Genomic DNA, 17568 nt, shown 5'->3' with positions numbered 1-17568 from the left:
AAACCTACTTTTATTTCAGCCACCTACTCCAAGATGTATTCAATGGTGTCATGATTTCTTTTTCACCAGCCAAGAACTCTCTACGTCATCAACAATCCATTTACTCTTTCTTTTCATTGTATTTTCTTTATATTAGCATATGTTTTTCAATTAAGCAATTCATTTACTCAATTGTTGTATTTTCTTCTGTCGAAGTTGTATTGTTCTGTGTAGAATCACTGTCAGATGATTCTTCAGTTACTTTCACAATTTCACCATTCATAACTTGTTGAATATATTCTCTTGCCTGAGCCACAGATTGTTCATCAGGTTGTGTGACATAAACACCATTTGCATTAACAGATGTCACATCACCGACTGTCGCAAGTTCAAAAACTCTCTGTGAAGCATCTCCTGTTAAACGATAAGATTGAACATCCCATGAAGCCATATCATTAATTTGCATATTAATTAATGATTTGATATCATCAGCACTTAAATTGGTTTCAAAACTATCTGATAAAGATTCAAAAACACTATCCATGTTCGTAATAATACTTGGTGAACAGCATTTTTTAATAATAGCTTTCAACATTAACATCTGGTTCTTTCCACGAACTTCATCCCCATCAACAAAGGCATATCTTTCACGGACAAATGATAATGCATGTTTTGCATCAAAAGTCTGTTTTCCAGGTTTAATTGTATATTTATCTAATCGTGTTGTAAAGACACCATCATCTCTACCAATCACATCATATTTAGGCACAGTCACTTCAATACCACCTAAAGCATCAATCACATTCATAAATGATGTAAAATTAAACTTAGCATAATAGTTCATATCTACACCAACTAAATTTTCTACAGTCTGAATTGTCGCATCAATTCCACCTTTAGCACTATGAGTTAACTTATCTTGACCCTCTACACCCTCAATGCCTTTAATATCTACATAATAATCTCTAGGAATACTCACTAATAGAACTTGTTTTGTTTGAGGATGAATAGCCGCAATCATATTCACATCAGATAATGAGAATGTATTAATTGGTCCTTCTTTATCTCTACCACTAATAAAGACAACAAATGGCTCTTGAGTCACCTTAGCACTATTTGCAGCTACTTTTGGTAACTTGATTTCATATTTTTGAATAATTCTGATCTTTTCATTAAACTTATCTTCAATAGAATCAAAAGATTCTAAATCTACAGCTTTAACAATAATAGCACTCATTTCATGATCCAATAACGCTGCCACAAGCTCATTATTTGTACTATAGTTTGTTACAACAATCTCACCAATATCATCTTCAATCATTGTTTCTGTTTTATTGATATTCACAGCATCGCCCTGATGCGCTCCAAAAGGCTGTCCCTTTAAATCATCTATAGAGTTATAGGCAGAATCTTTTAAGACAACCACATTCATTTCAATGATTTCTTCATTTCCTCCAGTAATAGAAGAAATAAAGTTTGAACCTTTCATCAAAGATAAAGACGCTATAATTAAGACAATAGCAAGTAAGACATTCAATAACTTCATTAGCGCAACCTTGATAGGATGACGATCATTTTTATCTCTTGCTAGACGATAAAATAAAAAAGCTAACAAGAAAATAATCACAATCAATGGTATAAAATATTTTAATGGAAGTATACTTAACTCAAAGGCAACGGCAGTAAAAACAATTGCCGCAATGAGTGTAATAATCAATAACAATCTTCTTGAAAGTAACACCTTAATGAGTTTTTTCATGAAATCCCTCTTTCTTCATTAAATTCTAACATAACCATTATACACACTATTTATACAATTACAAAGTAAAAGTACACCATGATTATAGAAAATACTTATGAATTTTTCATGAAAAAAGAGAAATAATCATTATTTTCTTATTTTTTGTCATCATACTGACAATATTCTACACTTTCTTTTTCAAAATCAATAAAAGTCTGAAAAGCCTGATTCTTTTCATCAGTATCCCATATTTCTACAAAAACAGGTTCAACTCTTACTAAAATTTCATCTTCTTTATGACTATAAGCATTATAGCTTCCCCATAAATATTTCTGATATAATTTTTCAAATTGATGTCCTGGTTCATCAATAACTAATCCTAAAATCTCTGCTTTACCCTCAACTTGAATGCCACTATAACATAAAGCCACACGAGGATTTTTATATAACTGCTTTGTCTTTCTAAAATTTTTATCAGTCTTAAAATAAATTGCATCATTATAAATTAAACAACTGACATTTCTAACCATAACATAATCATTGACACTTGATGCCAGTGCCATAATTTTTGATGGTGCCAATTTTTCAAATAAATAAGTCTTGGCTTCTAAAAAGTTCATATCTTCAACTCCTTAAATAATATTTTGAATAGCTAAAATAATACAGATTATAGATATTGTAATAAACAGTCCAACCCAGACCAATGACTTTGTTTGGGAAGTAGGTTGTCCACTTGCTTCAATAAAATGAGTATGACGTAAAATAGCTACAACACTCTTATATACAAATAAAGTGATTCCGGCATTAAGTCCAGCTTTTAATATATTAAATGGAATAATACCAGGTAACAACAATGCTACAACTGCTGCTCGAGGCATACCATAATAAATTGGTGTGACAATATAATTCCAGATCGTCATATTTATAACAGTTATAACCACCCCTAATAACAAGCCAATCATGGCTCCCTGTTTTGTATGTTTATGTTTATAAACTGCTGCTGCGACACAAGCAAATGAACAGGTTGAAATCATATTCATGAAAACATCTAAGATTGTTCCACCTTTGATCATGATTTCCAGCACTGAACAGATGCCACTCATAATCAAAGATGTCATTGGACCATATATAAAACCACCAATCACAATGATAATATCTTTAGGATCATAAGTCAGCCATGTGACAGTAGGAACAAGTGGCATAAAGGCAAACAAGTTTACAATCATGGCTAATGCACAAAGAATGCCAATAGTTGTTATTTTTTTGACTTTCATTGTCTACATCCCAGCTTTCACAAATTTTTTAAGTGGTACACTGATTTTCTTATACACAATAAAAGTAATCACTGAAGTCACACCACATTTAATTAAATTAAATGGGACAACGCCAAACAATGCGAGAGTCCAGATATCATTCACCAAAGGACAAACAGCATGACACATGTCTACAATTGTATCCACTGACCACCCTGCCATCATATTCGCATAAAACGGGATAATCATATAAACATTAGAAATCACAGCTGCCAGTGTACACACAATTGTTCCAATAATCATACCCTGTAATGCGGATTTCTTTTCTTTATGATGATCATAAATCAATACAGCTGGTAATACATAGGCAACACTCACAATAAAATTAGAAAGCTCCCCTACAAATGCTGTACTGGTTCCTAAAATAGCTAATTTGACAATCAGTTTGACAATGACAATCAAAACAGCTGCCACCGGTCCCAAGGCAAATCCACCAATGATTTCCGGTAATGCTGCCAGATCAAAATCCATAAATGGTGGCATAAATGGAAGTGGTGTTTTGATCAACATTAAAAGACCACCCAATGCACCCAACATGCCAATCAAAGCTATTTTTTTGACGTTTAATTTTTTTGTTTTCATTTTTCTATCTCCTTTTTCTAAAAAAAAATAACTTAAACAAAAAAATGTCTAAGTTGCATAGAATTTGTCTTTTCTCATCCGGACTATACCGTCGGTTCTGGAATTTCACCAGATCAGTCGCTATCAGCGAGTCATGGACTATCACCATCGGTAGGGAATTACACCCTGCCCCAAAGACGTTATTCAGTTTTGAAAACCGGTTATAGAATTGACATCATCTACATACCTATCATATACCTTTTTTCTTTTTTTGTAAAATGAATTTATAAAATTTGTTATAATAAATGAAAAGGTGGTGACAACATGTTCGCAATACACAATATTCCCCCTATTTATAATCAGGATTCACAAATTCTTATTTTAGGTTCATTTCCTTCTGTCAAATCACGTGAAGCTCAGTTTTTTTATCATCATCCACAAAATCGTTTCTGGAAAGTTCTAGCCACGCTTTATCACCATGATCCATTATTAACGATTGAAGAAAAAAAGAATTTTCTACTTGAAAATCATATTGCTTTATGGGATGTGATTCAAAGCTGTGATATTCATGGTTCTAGTGACAGCTCAATTCAGAATGTCATTGTCAATGATATTGCAGGTTTATTAAAAGATACACATATGACACATATTTATACCAATGGAAAAAAAGCGCATCAGCTGTATATGAAGTATTGTTATGAATTGACACATCAAAAAGATATATGTTTACCTTCAACTTCTTCTGCTAATGCTGCCTATTCTTTAGATAAACTTTTAATAGAATGGCAACAAATATGTCAGGAATTTATGGAAAGTTCATAATTGTCATATATGATATAGGCAATACGGGGGAGGATTTATGAAAACAAAGTTAAAAGAAAAAAAACCTTATTATTTAATTATCGCAAGAAAATTGATTTTCTGGAGCGTTGTCTTGATGTTAGGAATTGCTGTGTTCTTATTATTTACACGCACTGGTGATAATAAAGGACGTTTAATTTTCACTATTGTCCAATTAGTAGCTATGTTATTTGTTTTACGTATTCCTAAGTTTATTCAAGATATATATCATTTTGAAATCCCACATTTATTAGATTTTATTTTAATCACTTTTGCATTCAGTGGTTTTATTTTAGGAGATGTTTTAAACTTTTATGGGCGTATACCTTATTGGGATTCTATTTTGCATACTTTTTCAGGTGTTGTCATTGCCTATGTTGGTTTTATAGTCATTCAATATCTTGATCAGGAATATCGCATTCCTCTATCTGTATCACCTTTATTTATGAGTTTGATTGTTGTATGTGTAGCTTTAGCAATTGGAGCGATATGGGAAATTGGTGAATATACTGTTGATGATATTTTCAAAACAAATAATCAGCAATATATGGAAACTACTCGTTCTACACTATATGACGAAGATGATATTCCTTTACAGGGGCATGAGGCTCTCAATGATACGATGAAAGATCTGATGTTAGATTTAGCTGGGGCTATTGGTGTCGCTTGTATTGAATACGTCAAACTTGAAAAAAAACAAAAATCACAAAAAGGCACAAATTGATGTGCCTTTTTACATATATTCTCTTGGATAAGGAGGCCTTGGTGATCCTGGTGGTCCAGGTGGTCTTGGTGGCTGTGGAGGTCTTGGAGGACCTGGTGGCCTTGGCGGTCTAGGTGGTCCTGGAGGATGCGGAGGTCTTGGAGGACCTGGTGGGAAAAATTGTGGTGGGAAAAGCCACCACCAGAACCATGGCTGAATCATAACACGCTGGTTGTATGGATCATACATGTCATATTGATTTTCATTAAAATCCAATTTCATTCACCTCAATATAAGTTATGTCTTTTTATCAAAATGGTATGGGTAAACAAACAAAAAAGCTTCATTTTGACTGAAGCTTTTCTAATACCTGTACCATCTCTTCCATTGTCTTTTTTCCAAACAAGACATGTTGTTGATCAATCACAATACATGGTACACTCATTATTTGATATTGTTCTTTATATTCAGGATAATGTGATAAATCATAAATAGATGTTTGGATATCCGGATGAAGCAAAGCTATACGTTGTGTTGCCTGAACAACTTCTGGACACATTGTACAAGATAAAGAGACAAAGATTTGAATCTGATGTGATTTTAATGATTGGATCCTTTCTATGACGTGTTGATCCAATGGTTGTCCTTGACTTGCGATATTGTATAAAGCAAGTATAAACGAATTAAACTCATGACCACCTGGTACCATGTGATAATGTACACCTAAATCATTTTGATCACTATCACATAAAATGATTTGAGGATGAGCTTGAACAGACTGATAAATATTGTGAATATGTGGACTTAATGAAGCCAGCTCTTCCATAAAGTTTTTCATTTCTAATGAAAAAGGATCTGTTGATAATTGACCTATTAAATAAACATCTTTTGTGAATTTGTTGAAAATCTGTTGTAACTGTTCTCTGATGTCCTGACTGATAAACATGGAAGAATCATCTCCTTTTGAAATTTTTGCTTTTTGAGAATGATTCTGATAAGCTATTGTTTGGATATCAAATTTGTCTTTTGTTGTCGTGATATATTTTTCTAAAGATGTTGCAGCAATAGCGCCATCACTGACAGCAGTCACAACCTGACGTAAATCTTTTTCACAAATATCACCTGCACCATAAACACCATCCATACTTGTTTTTTGATGTCGGTCAGTGATTAAGTATCCTTGGGCATTTAATGCCAGCTGATCTTGAAATAATTCATTTTGTGGAACATATCCAGCAAAAACAAAGATTCCAAAACGTCCATGCGTTGAAGCCTCATAACGCCATAATGACTGATCACGATTATTTCTAAAAACAGCATATTCCATCGTGTCATGCCCACCAACTTCCACAATTTCTGTTTCAAAAAGCGTTTCTATTTGCTCATGAGCACGCACTTGATCAGCAATTGTTTTGGCACATGTGAAATCTTCTTCTCTCACAATCATTGTCACTTTTGAAGCATATTGTGTTAAAAAGAGAGCTTCTTCACATGCTGCAAAACCTCCCCCTATAACAAAGATTGGACATCCTTCAAAAAATTCCCCATCACAAGTCGCACAATAAGCAATTCCACGTCCCTGATATTCCTTTTCACCAGGGAAACCAAGCTTTCTAGGATGAGCTCCTGGAGCTAATACGAGACCAACAGATTCATAGATTCCTTGATCCGTTTCAACCTTTTTGATAGGTTGTTGTAAGTGAAGACTTTTGACATAAGCCTTTTGAAAAGATGCACCAAAATTTTCAGCCTGCTTTCTCATTTTGATTGTAAGACCTTCACCAGAATCTTCCAGCACGCCTGGATAATTCACAATATCTGATGTTATGGTAATCTGTCCACCAAATTTTTCTTTTTCTAAAACCAGGACACTATATTTTGCTCTAGCAAGATATATAGCGGCAGAGAGCCCAGCTGGGCCTCCACCAACAATAATCGCATCATAAATCTTAGACATTATAATATTCCTACTAAATCTAATGATGGTTTCAATGTTTCTTCACCTGGTTGCCATTTGGCTGGACAAACTTCATCACCATGTTCAGCAACAAATTGTGATGCCTGAACTCTTCTTAATAACTCATCTCCATTACGTCCGACATTACCAGCAATCACTTCATAAGCTACAACTTTTCCTTCAGGATTTATAATAAATGTTCCTCTTTCTGCGACACCTTCTGATTCAATATAAACATCTAAATCTTTCGCTAAAGCGGCTGTTGGATCAGCTAACATAGGATATTGAATTTTTTGAATTCTCTTTGATGTATCATGCCAAGCTTTATGTACAAAATGTGTATCACATGATACTGAATAAATTTCACAATTGATTTTTTGGAATGATTCGTATAGATTGGCTAAATCTTCTAATTCTGTTGGACATACAAATGTAAAGTCTGCAGGATAGAAGAAAAAGACATTCCATTTTCCTAATAAATCTTCCTTTGTCACTTCTTTAAATTCACCATTTTGGTATGCTTGTACTTTAAACTCATTGATTTCTTTTCCGATTAATGACATATATATGACCTCCTTTTATATTTGAAACTTTTGTAATTCTATATGTCTTAGTTAGCTTTAACTAACTGATATTAGTCTAGCATAAAAAAAGAAAAAGTGCAAAGCATTTGCACTTTCAATATTTGGTCATCAATTTCCATTCAATCATCATATAAAAAAGTTCCCAAAGGAACTTAGGCATTTCTTTTTTCTAATGTAAATCCTTTACCACCGACTTCTTCTACGTGAGAGACAATCACAAAAGCATAGGGATCAATTTCATGAATTTTTGCTTTAATAGATGGTAATTTACGATATGGAAGAACAGATAAAATAAGTTTAGAATTTTCTTTTGTATAACCTTTTTCACTTGCTAAAAGAGTTACACCGGCATCAAACTCATGTAAAATAGATTCTTTGATTGTTTCATATTCATCACTGATGACTGTTAATTGTACAAGACTAGTTCCTTGTGTTAATGTTTTATTTAATACAACAGCTGTAATCATAACAATCATAATTCCATAAATCACATGTGTTGTATCATTAAAAGTAAACTGTAAAACCAAAATAGATAAATCTATGCAGTTTAAGACAATATGTACAGGGAAGCCCAATTTTTTATTTAATAAAATAGCTAAAATATCGACTCCACCAGTAGAAGCATTTGCTCTTAAAATCAAACCAATACCTACACCTACACAGCAGGCAGCTAAAATGGCAGCTAATAATGGATCATTTAAATAATGATGAAACATGGCATGTGTTTCAAAGAATTGTAAAACAATTGGAAATAAAAATGTAGAGATTAATGTTGTCATGGCAAATTTCTTTCCAATGAAAAATAATCCTACTAAAAACAAACACACATTTAAACATCCAACACTTAATGAAACAGGGATATGAAAATAATAATTTAAGACATTTCCAATTCCAGAAGTTCCCCCTACAATAATATTATTTTCTAAAATTAATGTATTGACTGCTAAAGCAATTAAAATATTTCCAACAATAATATAAATCAAATTCAAAACTTTTTGTTTCATATTCCTCACCTCGCTCAAGACTTTATCATATCTGCTTTCTTTAAAATGTAATCTATGTTACAATTAAAAAGAAAAGTGGTGAGAAGTCTATGAAAATAAAAAAAGAATATTTTCAATATTTTATAGAAGCTGGTCAAAAACAAGTTTATCAGCCTTCAGATATCATTTATATGCAGGAAGATGATGCCGATTTGATATATTTGATTTTAAATGGCAAAGTAAAAGTCTATGTTATGAATTCTAATGGAAAAGAAGTGACGATGGATATTTTACAATCTGGAGATATTTTTGGTGAATCTGCCTTTATCAGTCAATCGAAGCGTCCAACAACCATTCAAGCGATAAGTGATGTCGAAGTCATTGCCTGTTATCCTAAACATCTCTATCCTTATCTTCAACAATCACAAGATTTACTCATCAATATGTTACAATCTTTATCTCAAACATGTGATTATCTGACAGCCATGATCAAAAGATCCTATACATATAATCGTTATGAAAAAGTCGCTGCTTTTTTATTGGATCAGATGGATCACTATCATCATCATGAAATCACATATTCTCATGAAGAAATTGCTTCATTACTTGGTTTATCACGTGTCACTGTAACCAAAGTATTAAATGAATTTGTGAAAGAAAAAATGATACTCATTCAATATAAAACAATTATTGTCAAAGATAAAAACAAACTGTATTCATTTTTACATAAATGAATACAGTTATTTTTTCTGTCTTCTTTCTTTTAAGACTGTCAATAATAGCCAGATACCAAGTCCAACGGCAGTCATATATCCAATGAATCCTAGAGCTGGAATACCAAATACTTTAGGTGTCATTTGAGTCGTACATAACAAACTGCTTGCCATCAATAAACCTGCACTGACAATTCCCACAACAAGTTTATTAACCATATGATTAATAGCTGTCATAGGTACACTGGATTCCATAATATCTAGATTCACCTTGAGTCTTCCTTTCATCAGCATACGCATAATATCTGATATCTGACCCGGTAAATCTAAAACATTCTGACTAAAATTATAAAGTTTTTTTGCTGATTTTGTGAGTTCCTTTTTATAATCCAATTTCTTTGATATATGACTGGCCACATGATTGGCAGCAATTTCTAAAATGCTAATATGGGGGTCAATAAGCATAACGGTACTTTCAATCGTTACCAATCCCCTTGCCAGCATACTAACACCTTTAGGCATAGATATACGATGCTTATGAGCTATCACAAAGATTTCCTGCACAACATCACCTAAATTGATATCTGTTAAATCCATTGATACATAATGCTTCATAAAAGTTTCAATATTATCATAAAATAGAGCATAGTCAATACGATCATCATGTTCTCCCAAAGTTAAAATCACATCAACAAGCTTTTGGGTATCATTTTGTCCAATAGCCAAAACAGCATCTTTCATTAAATCCTTATCAGCACGATTTAAAATGCCCATCATTCCAAAATCGATCCAGACAATCTTTCCATCTCGAATTCTTAAATTCCCAGGATGGGGATCAGCATGAAAAAAGCCATCATCTACAATTTGTTTAATATAATTTTCAGCTAATTTCGCTGCAATTTCTTTTAAATCATAGCCAGCATTTTTAAGGGTGATACGATCATCTATTTCATAACCATCAATATATTCCATTACCAGAACTTTACTTGTACTGTAATCATCAATGATTTCTGGAGCATCAATATATTGAATATCATGATGTAGATGAGAAAACCTTTTTGCATAATGTGCTTCGTTTAAAAAATCCATTTCTTCTTTCGCTGTATGCCAAAATTCATCTAATACAATATTTAAATCAACAACACTTCCTAAAACATCATTTAATTTTAAGATTTTCACAGCTTTACGAATTAATGAAATATCTCTTTCCATCATTTCATAAATGCCAGGACGTTGAACCTTCACAACAATATGGCGTCCATCTTTTAATGTTGCTTTATGTACTTGTGCAATAGAAGCACTTCCTAATGGCACAATATCAAAATCTAAAAATACATCATTCAAATCTTCCTGATATTCATTTTCAATCACAGTCTTGACTATTTCAATACTCATAGGTGCAACATTATCTCTTAATTTGACTAATTCCCGACAATAACGCTGAGAAAACATATCTTGTCTGGAAGCCATAATTTGACCAATCTTTACAAATGTTGGTCCTAGATCCTCTAAAATCATCCTAAATTTAACAGGATCAATACCCTTTGCTAAATGATGTTTTCTCAGTATTGTCAGAATTTGTGCAAGACGTCGTTTTGTACTTAAATTATTCGTTTGTTTCATTCTTTTCTTTTTGTAATTCTTCAATCTTTGCTTTTAAAGTTTCCAAGTCTTCTACGTCCATATTCTGTAAATCTTTTTCTACTGTTTCTACACTGACTGGTTTTCTTAATTTTTCAGCAACATTATGCTTTAATTCTTCATTCAAAACCTTTCCTTGTTCAACAGTTAATTCTCCCTTTTTCACTAATTCTTCAACAACTTCTTTAGATTTTTCAGCAGTCACAGCAACTGCACCAATACCTGCTAATAAAACCTTTTTTAAATCTTCACTAAAATTATTCATAACAAAACCTCCTATCTATATGTTTATTTTACTACGAATCTCGACAAATGTGTAGTTTAAGAAAAATAAAATATCATTGGCTTAAATTGTCATAATCACATTTTCACTTTTATTGATATCTATTCTAAAGCCGGTTTTGTTATTTTAAGAACATGACAAAGCAAATAAAGTCTAGTCATTTTTAAGTATCTTCAAAACATCTTCTTCACTGTTTATACCAAAAATATGTATTGTTAAGGCATGTAGTTGTTCATCATTACTTGTTTGAATTTGATGAATAATCTTTGGTGAAAGTTGGCCTAGCTTTGATTGAAGCAGCTGAAGAAGTGTATGAGTAATACCTTCATGCAACCCCTGCTCTCTTCCTTCTTTTTTTCCTTCTTTTATACCTTCGAGTCGTGCTTTCTTGCTAATATTTAATACATATTGACCCATATGAACATCTCCTTCCTGTTTTTCGATATGATTGTAAATCTCTTCATCATGTGTCAGGGTCCCTAACACACAGGCCACCTCATGACTGACCGTGAAATCATCATCTGGAGCGATCTTCTTAATCTTGTCCCTGCCACGGCTATCCTGATAATCATGATACTGTTGTAGATAATCAAGATAATCATATTCCATGATACGCTGGAACATCGTCTGATCATTATAGGACTGATGTTCAATGCCAACATAACAATGTTTTCCATCAATCATGACATGAATGAGATGATCTCTTGTACGTTCGATTGTTTCATTGGTTGTTAACAGAGCTGTTGATTTTTCAATTGGAATATATTGAATCAGACGAATATGCGTATCTCTATGGCCGTCAAAGAGAATGACAGACAAAAGATCAGCAATATGGTTATGATGACGAAAATAGTTCTTAATGCGTATATCAAATAGGTTTCTGAAATCTGTCATAGAATAATTCCTCCTATTTATATATACGCATTTTATTCATTGTTTTTTTTTATTTCTTCAATATTTTTCACTTTATAATCTTATTATACCATATTATTTGCTTAAAGCATATTTATATATAAAATAAAAGCAAGATAACTATCATTGTTAACTTGCTTTTATATTGATTCTATTAAATTTTTTGTGGATACATTCCCTTTTCAACTAATAACTGGATATTTTCTTTTACATAATCTTTATCTTCTTTATATGTCACTCCAAACCATTCATCATGTGATTTTAATGCTGTGACTTCTGCTTTATTGTTATGTAGCATATCTCCTATAATTGTTGGTAACAAGTATTCTGCTTTTAAGTTATCTGATGGTGTTTCTTTTAAGAAGTCATTGAATCCCTGTTCTAGCATTTCTATGAACTCTGGATATAATCCCCACATATTCATAGATACTGCTGAATTGAGATCTATCTCTTTTCCTTCTACAACTGCTTTTCCATTAATTTTTTCTATATTATGTGTTTCCACAATATCTATTAGCTTATCATTTGCAATCTGGCAGATTCCTCTTGTCACTCCCCCATTATCACTGAGTGTATTCTTTAAGATAAAACCTACCATGCATATTGGCATTGGATTCTTTGGATGTTCTTGTGTTAGATATTGATATGCTTCTTTATAAGCTTCCTTTCCATAATAATCATCTGCATTGATCACTAAAAATGGTTCATTGACTAAACCTTGACATGCTAAAATAGCCTGTCCTGTACCCCAAGGCTTTGTACGTCCTGCAAACTTATCCTTATATTCTTCAGGAATGTTATCAACTTCCTGGAAAGCATATTCAACATGAACTTTCTTTTTCATTCTCTGTCCTATGATTTCATCAAAGTCTTTTTCTAAATCTTTTCTAATAACAAAGACAACCTTATTAAAACCAGCTTCTAAAGCATCATAAATAGAATAATCCATAATGATTTCACCATTAGGCCCTACTGGTTCTAATTGCTTGATGCCACCTCCAAATCGACTTCCAATTCCTGCCGCCATAACGACAAGCGTTACATTACTCATTTTATTCAACTCCCTTTATTTTATTTCCTGAATATTATTATATCAATTTCCATATAACATAACAACAAAATCATACAAATTTCACATAATATATGCAAAAAGGAATAGCTTAATTTGCTATTCCTAAATCGTTATTTACTTTGTTCAACATTAATTTTTTCACCATTAACCATTTGTTGAATCAATGATGAACATTCATTAATACTACTTTCATCTGGAACCATATAATAAAGTCTATTATTTGGCATATATGAACCACCAGTCATCATTTGTCCACTACCACTTAACTGAACTTGATAGATATCCCATGAAGGCATATCATTCAACTGCATTTTGATTAAACTTGTAATTTCACCAGATGACATATTTGTTTCAAATGAACCTTCAATAGAACTCAATACACTTGAATAATTTGTTAAAATTGCAGGTGACATTGCTTTTTCTAACATTCCCGTTAAAACTCTTTGCTGGTTTTTAACACGATCGTTATCTCCACCAGATAAACCATAACGTTCTCTTACAAATCCTAATGCTTTATCTCCATCCATTTCATTATTTCCTTCATGAATCTGATATCCACCGTGCATTGTTGTAAATGAAACTGGAGAATATACTGTTATACCACCTAAAGCATCGACCATCTCAATTAAAGATGTAAAATTAACTCTAGCATAATAGTTAATATCAATATCCATAAAATTTTCAATTGTTGCTACAGAGTTTTCTACTCCACCTAATCCAGCATGAGTTAATTTATCCTTTTCTCCTCTATTTGCTAGAGTAACATAATAATCTCTAGGAATACTTGTCATTAAAATTTGCTTTGTTGTTGGATTAACAGTCACAAGCATATTGACATCACTACGTGAAACTGTAGAAACAGGTCCTGTTGTATCAATACCACTAATGAAAATTGTAAATGCTTCTTTTGTAACATTAACATTCTTAGAAATATCTTCAGTTTGTTCAACAATATCATATGACCATAAAACTCTTGTATCATTTAAGAATGTATCATGTTCTTCTTCTAACATACCGTAGTTTGCCTCATTGATATAGATAGCTTCTGTATTTTCATTATAAAGATCATCTGCCATTTGTGCATAACTTGATGCATTCTCAACCTTAATTGTTGACTCTTCTTTATTTAATGCTTCAATAGCTTTACTCATGTATTTCGCATTATCTTCATCATCTAGATTTGCTTCAATTGTTTGATTTTTCAAATCTGAAACTTCTTTATAATTACTATCTTTCATTACTACAAGAGAAATTCTCGTTGTTTTTGTATTTGCTCCAGAAATAGCATCAATAACTGAATTTCCTTGAGCGATATATAAAGATCCAATCATTAAGAAAACTGATAATAATAAACTAATAACTTTTCCAATAATATTTCTAATTTTTCCTTTACCAGTAGTCTTTGATGGCTTCATCAATAAAAATGATATTAAAGCCAATAAAACAACAATACCTATCAACACCATTGTATATAATAATGGTAAAGCATTGAGTTTAAAAACAAGTATAATCAATAATAAAGAAGCAACAACTTGTATTCCTAAAATGACTTTCCATGATGTTATTTTAGAAATAAAACTTTCCTTTGTATGTTTTGCCATTCTATCCCTCTTTTCTTCATCTTTCACATGGTAGCATATTCATGTGAACTTTTCAAGAATCTGTCAACTTTTAAAACAATTTATACTTCACCATTTCAGCTTTTTTCATTTCAAAAGATGAATGTACATATGTATTTAAAGTAATTGTTACAGACGAATATCCTAATATTTCACTTAAACTTTTCACATCAATTTGACATTGAACGCATTTTGTCGCAAAAGTATGTCTTAAAATATGAAACTTATAATCTTGAATATTAAGAAATGCAAGTGTCTTTTTAAAATAATATTGATAACTACGTGGATCTAAATATTTATTTGTTCCAGTTAATATATATCCAGAACGTTGTTGTCTATCTAATAAAAAATGATAAAGCTGAGGATGTATGGGTATGAAACGCTTAGAATGTACTGTTTTTGGTGTCCCAATAATAGTATAGCTTTTTCCTTTTTCATTAATTCTGTGAATTGTCTTATTGATCTCAATTCTTCTATTTTCTAAATCTATATCATCCCATGTTAAAGCACATATTTCTCCTAATCTTATTCCAGTATATAAGCAAATCATCAATCCTATTTTCTTATCATCAGTATCAAGAAAAATATAGTCTTCAATTAATTGCAGTTCTTGATTACTTAATATCTGCATTTCTTTTTTCTGGTATTTGATATTTGGAATCACTTCTAATGGTATATGACAATATCCTAATGTATTACCATATCTAATAATACCTTTTAAAGTCACAATATTGTCTTGCAATGTTTTATTAGATAGATGACATTTCATATTTTCAATACATTTTAATATATCCTGTATTGTAAAATCACAAACTTTCATATCTCCTAGATAAACATTTAAATAATGATTAATAATTCGCTTATATTGCATAAGCGATGTTTTTTTTATCGTGTAACTTTTATACTCTAACCAAATTAAACTTAATTCTTGAAAACTCATATTCACTTTTCTATTCCTCCTTTTTATCATCATATTCTTTCCATTTCGTAAAGTATATTCATTTAGGAAAGGGAGATCATTTTGAAAAATGTATTCATTATAGGTTCAAAAGGGATACCAGCCAACTATGGTGGTTTTGAAACATTTGTAGACGAGCTGGTCAGCAGACAGCAAAATAAAAATATTAAATATCATGTTGCTTGTCTTAGTGACAATGATAACGAAACTGAATATCATGGTGCACATTGCTTCAATGTCAAAGTTCCGAATATCGGACCAGCAAAAGCTGTCTACTATGATTTAGCTGCATTGAAATACTGTGTAAAATACATCAAGGATAACAATATTAATGATGCTATAGTTTATATTCTTGCATGTCGAATTGGACTATTTGTTAGTAAATATGTCAAACAGTTACATAAACTCAATTGTAAAGTTTATGTCAATCCAGATGGTCATGAATGGAAACGAGCCAAATGGAATTACTTTATCAGAAAATATTGGAAACTATCAGAAAAACTGATGGTTAAACATGCTGATTTATTAATTTGTGATTCTAAGAATATTGAAAAATATATTCAGGAAGATTATAAACAGTATTCTCCAAAGACAACATTCATTGCTTATGGGGCTGATACTTCAAAATCAACATTGAGAGATGATGATGAGAAACTACTTAACTGGTATAAGGAAAAAGGTGTACAGGCAAAAGAATATTATTTAGTTGTTGGACGTTTCGTACCAGAAAACAACTATGAAACAATGATTAAAGAATTTATGAAGTCTAATACAAAAAAAGATTTTGTATTGATTACAAATGTTGAACAGAATAAATTCTATGAAACATTAAAGAATGAAACACATTTTGATCAAGACAAAAGAATTAAGTTTGTCGGAACAGTTTATGATCAACAACTTTTAAAGAAAATCAGAGAGAACGCATATGGATATCTACATGGACATGAAGTAGGAGGAACGAATCCATCTCTATTAGAGGCACTAGCAACAACAGATTTAAATTTACTGTTGGATGTAGGATTCAATAAAGAGGTTGGAGAAGATGGTGCAGTCTACTGGAATAAACAAGAAGGTAATTTATCTGGACTTATCAATGGATTAGAAAATATAAGCAATGACCAATTAAAAGAACTATCTACTAAGGCTAAACATAGAATCGATAGTAAATATAGTTGGGATTATATTGTTAGAAAGTATGAAAATTATTTTGAGGTGTGAAATGAAAAAGGAAATATCTATTGTAGACAAGATGAGTATCCTTATATGTACTCTAATCAAATTAATTCGTGGATTAATATATATGCCTTTTTTTAAGAAAAAATCTTTTCCAATATTTATTGGTACAAAGTAAGCGTAAAATGAAGAAGCCCTTGATAATTATATGCCATGGTCAAAAGAATTGCCTGATAATACATATCTGACTAAAAAATCGTAGAGATACGATCTTTTAGTCGTGTCCTGTAAATCATACATATATAAATTGTCAATTTATTACAGCTCTAATTATAATCAATGTCGTTGATTGATAATAGGGCTTTTTCATTTTACGCTTACAGTACACATTAAAAACAGAATATTAAATATGCCAAATTCTCGACTATAGGTATTAAAAAACGGGAAGGTAGTTCTTCCCGTATTAATTTAGAATCTAAAACCCCAAAACCCCATGTTATTTTAGATTACCGATAAAAATATCTACAAATTAATAT

General features: G+C 31.6%; 17 protein-coding genes and 1 riboswitch. Of the genes, 4 read left to right on the top strand and 13 right to left on the bottom strand.

Going from position 1 to position 17568, the window contains the following annotated elements; genetic code table 11:
* Positions 1 to 163: 163 nt before the first annotated feature.
* From E0K96_RS11635 to E0K96_RS11620, 4 genes are all read right to left on the bottom strand, one after another.
* Complete coding sequence (locus E0K96_RS11635; RefSeq protein ID WP_206080735.1) at positions 164 to 1738, bottom strand: LCP family protein; 1575 nt, start codon at positions 1736 to 1738, stop codon at positions 164 to 166.
* A gap of 137 nt (positions 1739 to 1875) precedes the next feature.
* Positions 1876 to 2340, bottom strand: coding sequence for a pyridoxamine 5'-phosphate oxidase family protein (locus tag E0K96_RS11630; protein WP_168083346.1), 465 nt, complete (start codon positions 2338 to 2340; stop codon positions 1876 to 1878).
* Positions 2341 to 2352: 12 nt separating this feature from the next.
* Complete coding sequence (locus tag E0K96_RS11625) at positions 2353 to 2994, bottom strand: ECF transporter S component (RefSeq protein ID WP_168083344.1); 642 nt, start codon at positions 2992 to 2994, stop codon at positions 2353 to 2355.
* A 3-nt stretch (positions 2995 to 2997) separates the two neighbouring features.
* The gene (locus tag E0K96_RS11620) at positions 2998 to 3615 is read right to left on the bottom strand and encodes an ECF transporter S component (RefSeq protein WP_087243368.1); all 618 of its coding nucleotides are present in this window, start codon (positions 3613 to 3615) and stop codon (positions 2998 to 3000) included.
* A gap of 62 nt (positions 3616 to 3677) precedes the next feature.
* Positions 3678 to 3797: riboswitch (FMN riboswitch) on the bottom strand.
* Between the two features lie 121 nt (positions 3798 to 3918).
* Here E0K96_RS11620 and E0K96_RS11615 point away from each other — a divergent pair.
* Positions 3919 to 4416: a DNA-deoxyinosine glycosylase gene (locus tag E0K96_RS11615; protein WP_168083342.1), complete on the top strand. Its 498-nt coding sequence runs from the start codon at positions 3919 to 3921 to the stop codon at positions 4414 to 4416.
* Between the two features lie 37 nt (positions 4417 to 4453).
* Positions 4454 to 5158, top strand: a complete 705-nt coding sequence (locus tag E0K96_RS11610) for a DUF2238 domain-containing protein (protein ID WP_129737328.1) — start codon at positions 4454 to 4456, stop codon at positions 5156 to 5158.
* A 322-nt stretch (positions 5159 to 5480) separates the two neighbouring features.
* Here E0K96_RS11610 and E0K96_RS11600 read toward each other — a convergent pair whose 3' ends face one another.
* The 3 genes from E0K96_RS11600 to E0K96_RS11590 form a co-directional block, all read right to left on the bottom strand.
* Complete coding sequence (locus E0K96_RS11600) at positions 5481 to 7094, bottom strand: FAD-dependent oxidoreductase (RefSeq protein WP_168083338.1); 1614 nt, start codon at positions 7092 to 7094, stop codon at positions 5481 to 5483.
* Complete coding sequence (gene ahpC / locus E0K96_RS11595) at positions 7094 to 7657, bottom strand: alkyl hydroperoxide reductase subunit C (RefSeq protein ID WP_087243373.1); 564 nt, start codon at positions 7655 to 7657, stop codon at positions 7094 to 7096. The genes E0K96_RS11600 and ahpC overlap by 1 nt, the downstream gene beginning before the upstream one ends.
* Before the next feature lie 173 nt (positions 7658 to 7830).
* The gene (locus E0K96_RS11590) at positions 7831 to 8682 is read right to left on the bottom strand and encodes a YitT family protein (RefSeq protein ID WP_168083336.1); all 852 of its coding nucleotides are present in this window, start codon (positions 8680 to 8682) and stop codon (positions 7831 to 7833) included.
* An 89-nt stretch (positions 8683 to 8771) separates the two neighbouring features.
* Here E0K96_RS11590 and E0K96_RS11585 point away from each other — a divergent pair, with 89 nt between their 5' ends.
* Positions 8772 to 9395 (top strand): Crp/Fnr family transcriptional regulator, encoded by a 624-nt coding sequence (locus E0K96_RS11585; RefSeq protein ID WP_168083334.1) that lies wholly within the window; start codon positions 8772 to 8774, stop codon positions 9393 to 9395.
* Between the two features lie 6 nt (positions 9396 to 9401).
* Here E0K96_RS11585 and E0K96_RS11580 read toward each other — a convergent pair whose 3' ends face one another.
* The 6 genes from E0K96_RS11580 to E0K96_RS11555 form a co-directional block, all read right to left on the bottom strand.
* The gene (locus tag E0K96_RS11580; RefSeq protein ID WP_168083332.1) at positions 9402 to 10997 is read right to left on the bottom strand and encodes an ABC1 kinase family protein; all 1596 of its coding nucleotides are present in this window, start codon (positions 10995 to 10997) and stop codon (positions 9402 to 9404) included.
* Positions 10981 to 11280, bottom strand: a complete 300-nt coding sequence (locus tag E0K96_RS11575) for a phasin family protein (protein WP_168083330.1) — start codon at positions 11278 to 11280, stop codon at positions 10981 to 10983. Before E0K96_RS11575 ends, E0K96_RS11580 begins: the two co-directional genes overlap by 17 nt.
* A 171-nt stretch (positions 11281 to 11451) precedes the next feature.
* A complete protein-coding gene (locus tag E0K96_RS11570) occupies positions 11452 to 12192 on the bottom strand; it encodes a DUF4351 domain-containing protein (RefSeq protein WP_168083328.1) in 741 nt (246 codons plus the stop codon).
* Between the two features lie 172 nt (positions 12193 to 12364).
* Positions 12365 to 13261, bottom strand: coding sequence for a nucleotidyltransferase family protein (locus E0K96_RS11565; RefSeq protein ID WP_168083326.1), 897 nt, complete (start codon positions 13259 to 13261; stop codon positions 12365 to 12367).
* 131 nt (positions 13262 to 13392) lie between these two features.
* Complete coding sequence (locus E0K96_RS11560; RefSeq protein ID WP_168083324.1) at positions 13393 to 14883, bottom strand: LCP family protein; 1491 nt, start codon at positions 14881 to 14883, stop codon at positions 13393 to 13395.
* A gap of 70 nt (positions 14884 to 14953) precedes the next feature.
* The gene (locus E0K96_RS11555; RefSeq protein ID WP_240924516.1) at positions 14954 to 15841 is read right to left on the bottom strand and encodes a tyrosine-type recombinase/integrase; all 888 of its coding nucleotides are present in this window, start codon (positions 15839 to 15841) and stop codon (positions 14954 to 14956) included.
* A gap of 81 nt (positions 15842 to 15922) precedes the next feature.
* Between E0K96_RS11555 and cps2T the strand changes: the two genes are divergently transcribed.
* Entirely contained in the window at positions 15923 to 17077 is a 1155-nt protein-coding gene (cps2T, locus tag E0K96_RS11550) for a beta 1-4 rhamnosyltransferase Cps2T (protein ID WP_168083320.1), read from the top strand.
* The last annotated feature ends 491 nt before the right edge of the window (positions 17078 to 17568 follow it).

The sequence above is a fragment of the Massilimicrobiota sp. SW1139 genome (assembly GCF_012027715.1).
GTDB lineage: Bacteria > Bacillota_I > Bacilli_A > Erysipelotrichales > Coprobacillaceae > Allocoprobacillus > Allocoprobacillus merdigallinarum.
This window is presented reverse-complemented; position numbering and strand designations above follow the sequence as displayed.

Bases quoted from the DNA above. Each gene is read 5' to 3' on its own strand.
- E0K96_RS11635 (WP_206080735.1), bottom strand. From the start codon at position 1,738: ATGAAAAAACTCATTAAGGTGTTACTTTCAAGAAGATTGTTATTGATT.
- E0K96_RS11630 (WP_168083346.1), bottom strand. From the start codon at position 2,340: ATGAACTTTTTAGAAGCCAAGACTTATTTATTTGAAAAATTGGCACCA.
- E0K96_RS11625 (WP_168083344.1), bottom strand. From the start codon at position 2,994: ATGAAAGTCAAAAAAATAACAACTATTGGCATTCTTTGTGCATTAGCC.
- E0K96_RS11620 (WP_087243368.1), bottom strand. From the start codon at position 3,615: ATGAAAACAAAAAAATTAAACGTCAAAAAAATAGCTTTGATTGGCATG.
- E0K96_RS11615 (WP_168083342.1), top strand. From the start codon at position 3,919: ATGTTCGCAATACACAATATTCCCCCTATTTATAATCAGGATTCACAA.
- E0K96_RS11610 (WP_129737328.1), top strand. From the start codon at position 4,454: ATGAAAACAAAGTTAAAAGAAAAAAAACCTTATTATTTAATTATCGCA.
- E0K96_RS11600 (WP_168083338.1), bottom strand. From the start codon at position 7,094: ATGTCTAAGATTTATGATGCGATTATTGTTGGTGGAGGCCCAGCTGGG.
- ahpC (WP_087243373.1), bottom strand. From the start codon at position 7,657: ATGTCATTAATCGGAAAAGAAATCAATGAGTTTAAAGTACAAGCATAC.
- E0K96_RS11590 (WP_168083336.1), bottom strand. From the start codon at position 8,682: ATGAAACAAAAAGTTTTGAATTTGATTTATATTATTGTTGGAAATATT.
- E0K96_RS11585 (WP_168083334.1), top strand. From the start codon at position 8,772: ATGAAAATAAAAAAAGAATATTTTCAATATTTTATAGAAGCTGGTCAA.
- E0K96_RS11580 (WP_168083332.1), bottom strand. From the start codon at position 10,997: ATGAAACAAACGAATAATTTAAGTACAAAACGACGTCTTGCACAAATT.
- E0K96_RS11575 (WP_168083330.1), bottom strand. From the start codon at position 11,280: ATGAATAATTTTAGTGAAGATTTAAAAAAGGTTTTATTAGCAGGTATT.
- E0K96_RS11570 (WP_168083328.1), bottom strand. From the start codon at position 12,192: ATGACAGATTTCAGAAACCTATTTGATATACGCATTAAGAACTATTTT.
- E0K96_RS11565 (WP_168083326.1), bottom strand. From the start codon at position 13,261: ATGAGTAATGTAACGCTTGTCGTTATGGCGGCAGGAATTGGAAGTCGA.
- E0K96_RS11560 (WP_168083324.1), bottom strand. From the start codon at position 14,883: ATGGCAAAACATACAAAGGAAAGTTTTATTTCTAAAATAACATCATGG.
- E0K96_RS11555 (WP_240924516.1), bottom strand. From the start codon at position 15,841: ATGAGTTTTCAAGAATTAAGTTTAATTTGGTTAGAGTATAAAAGTTAC.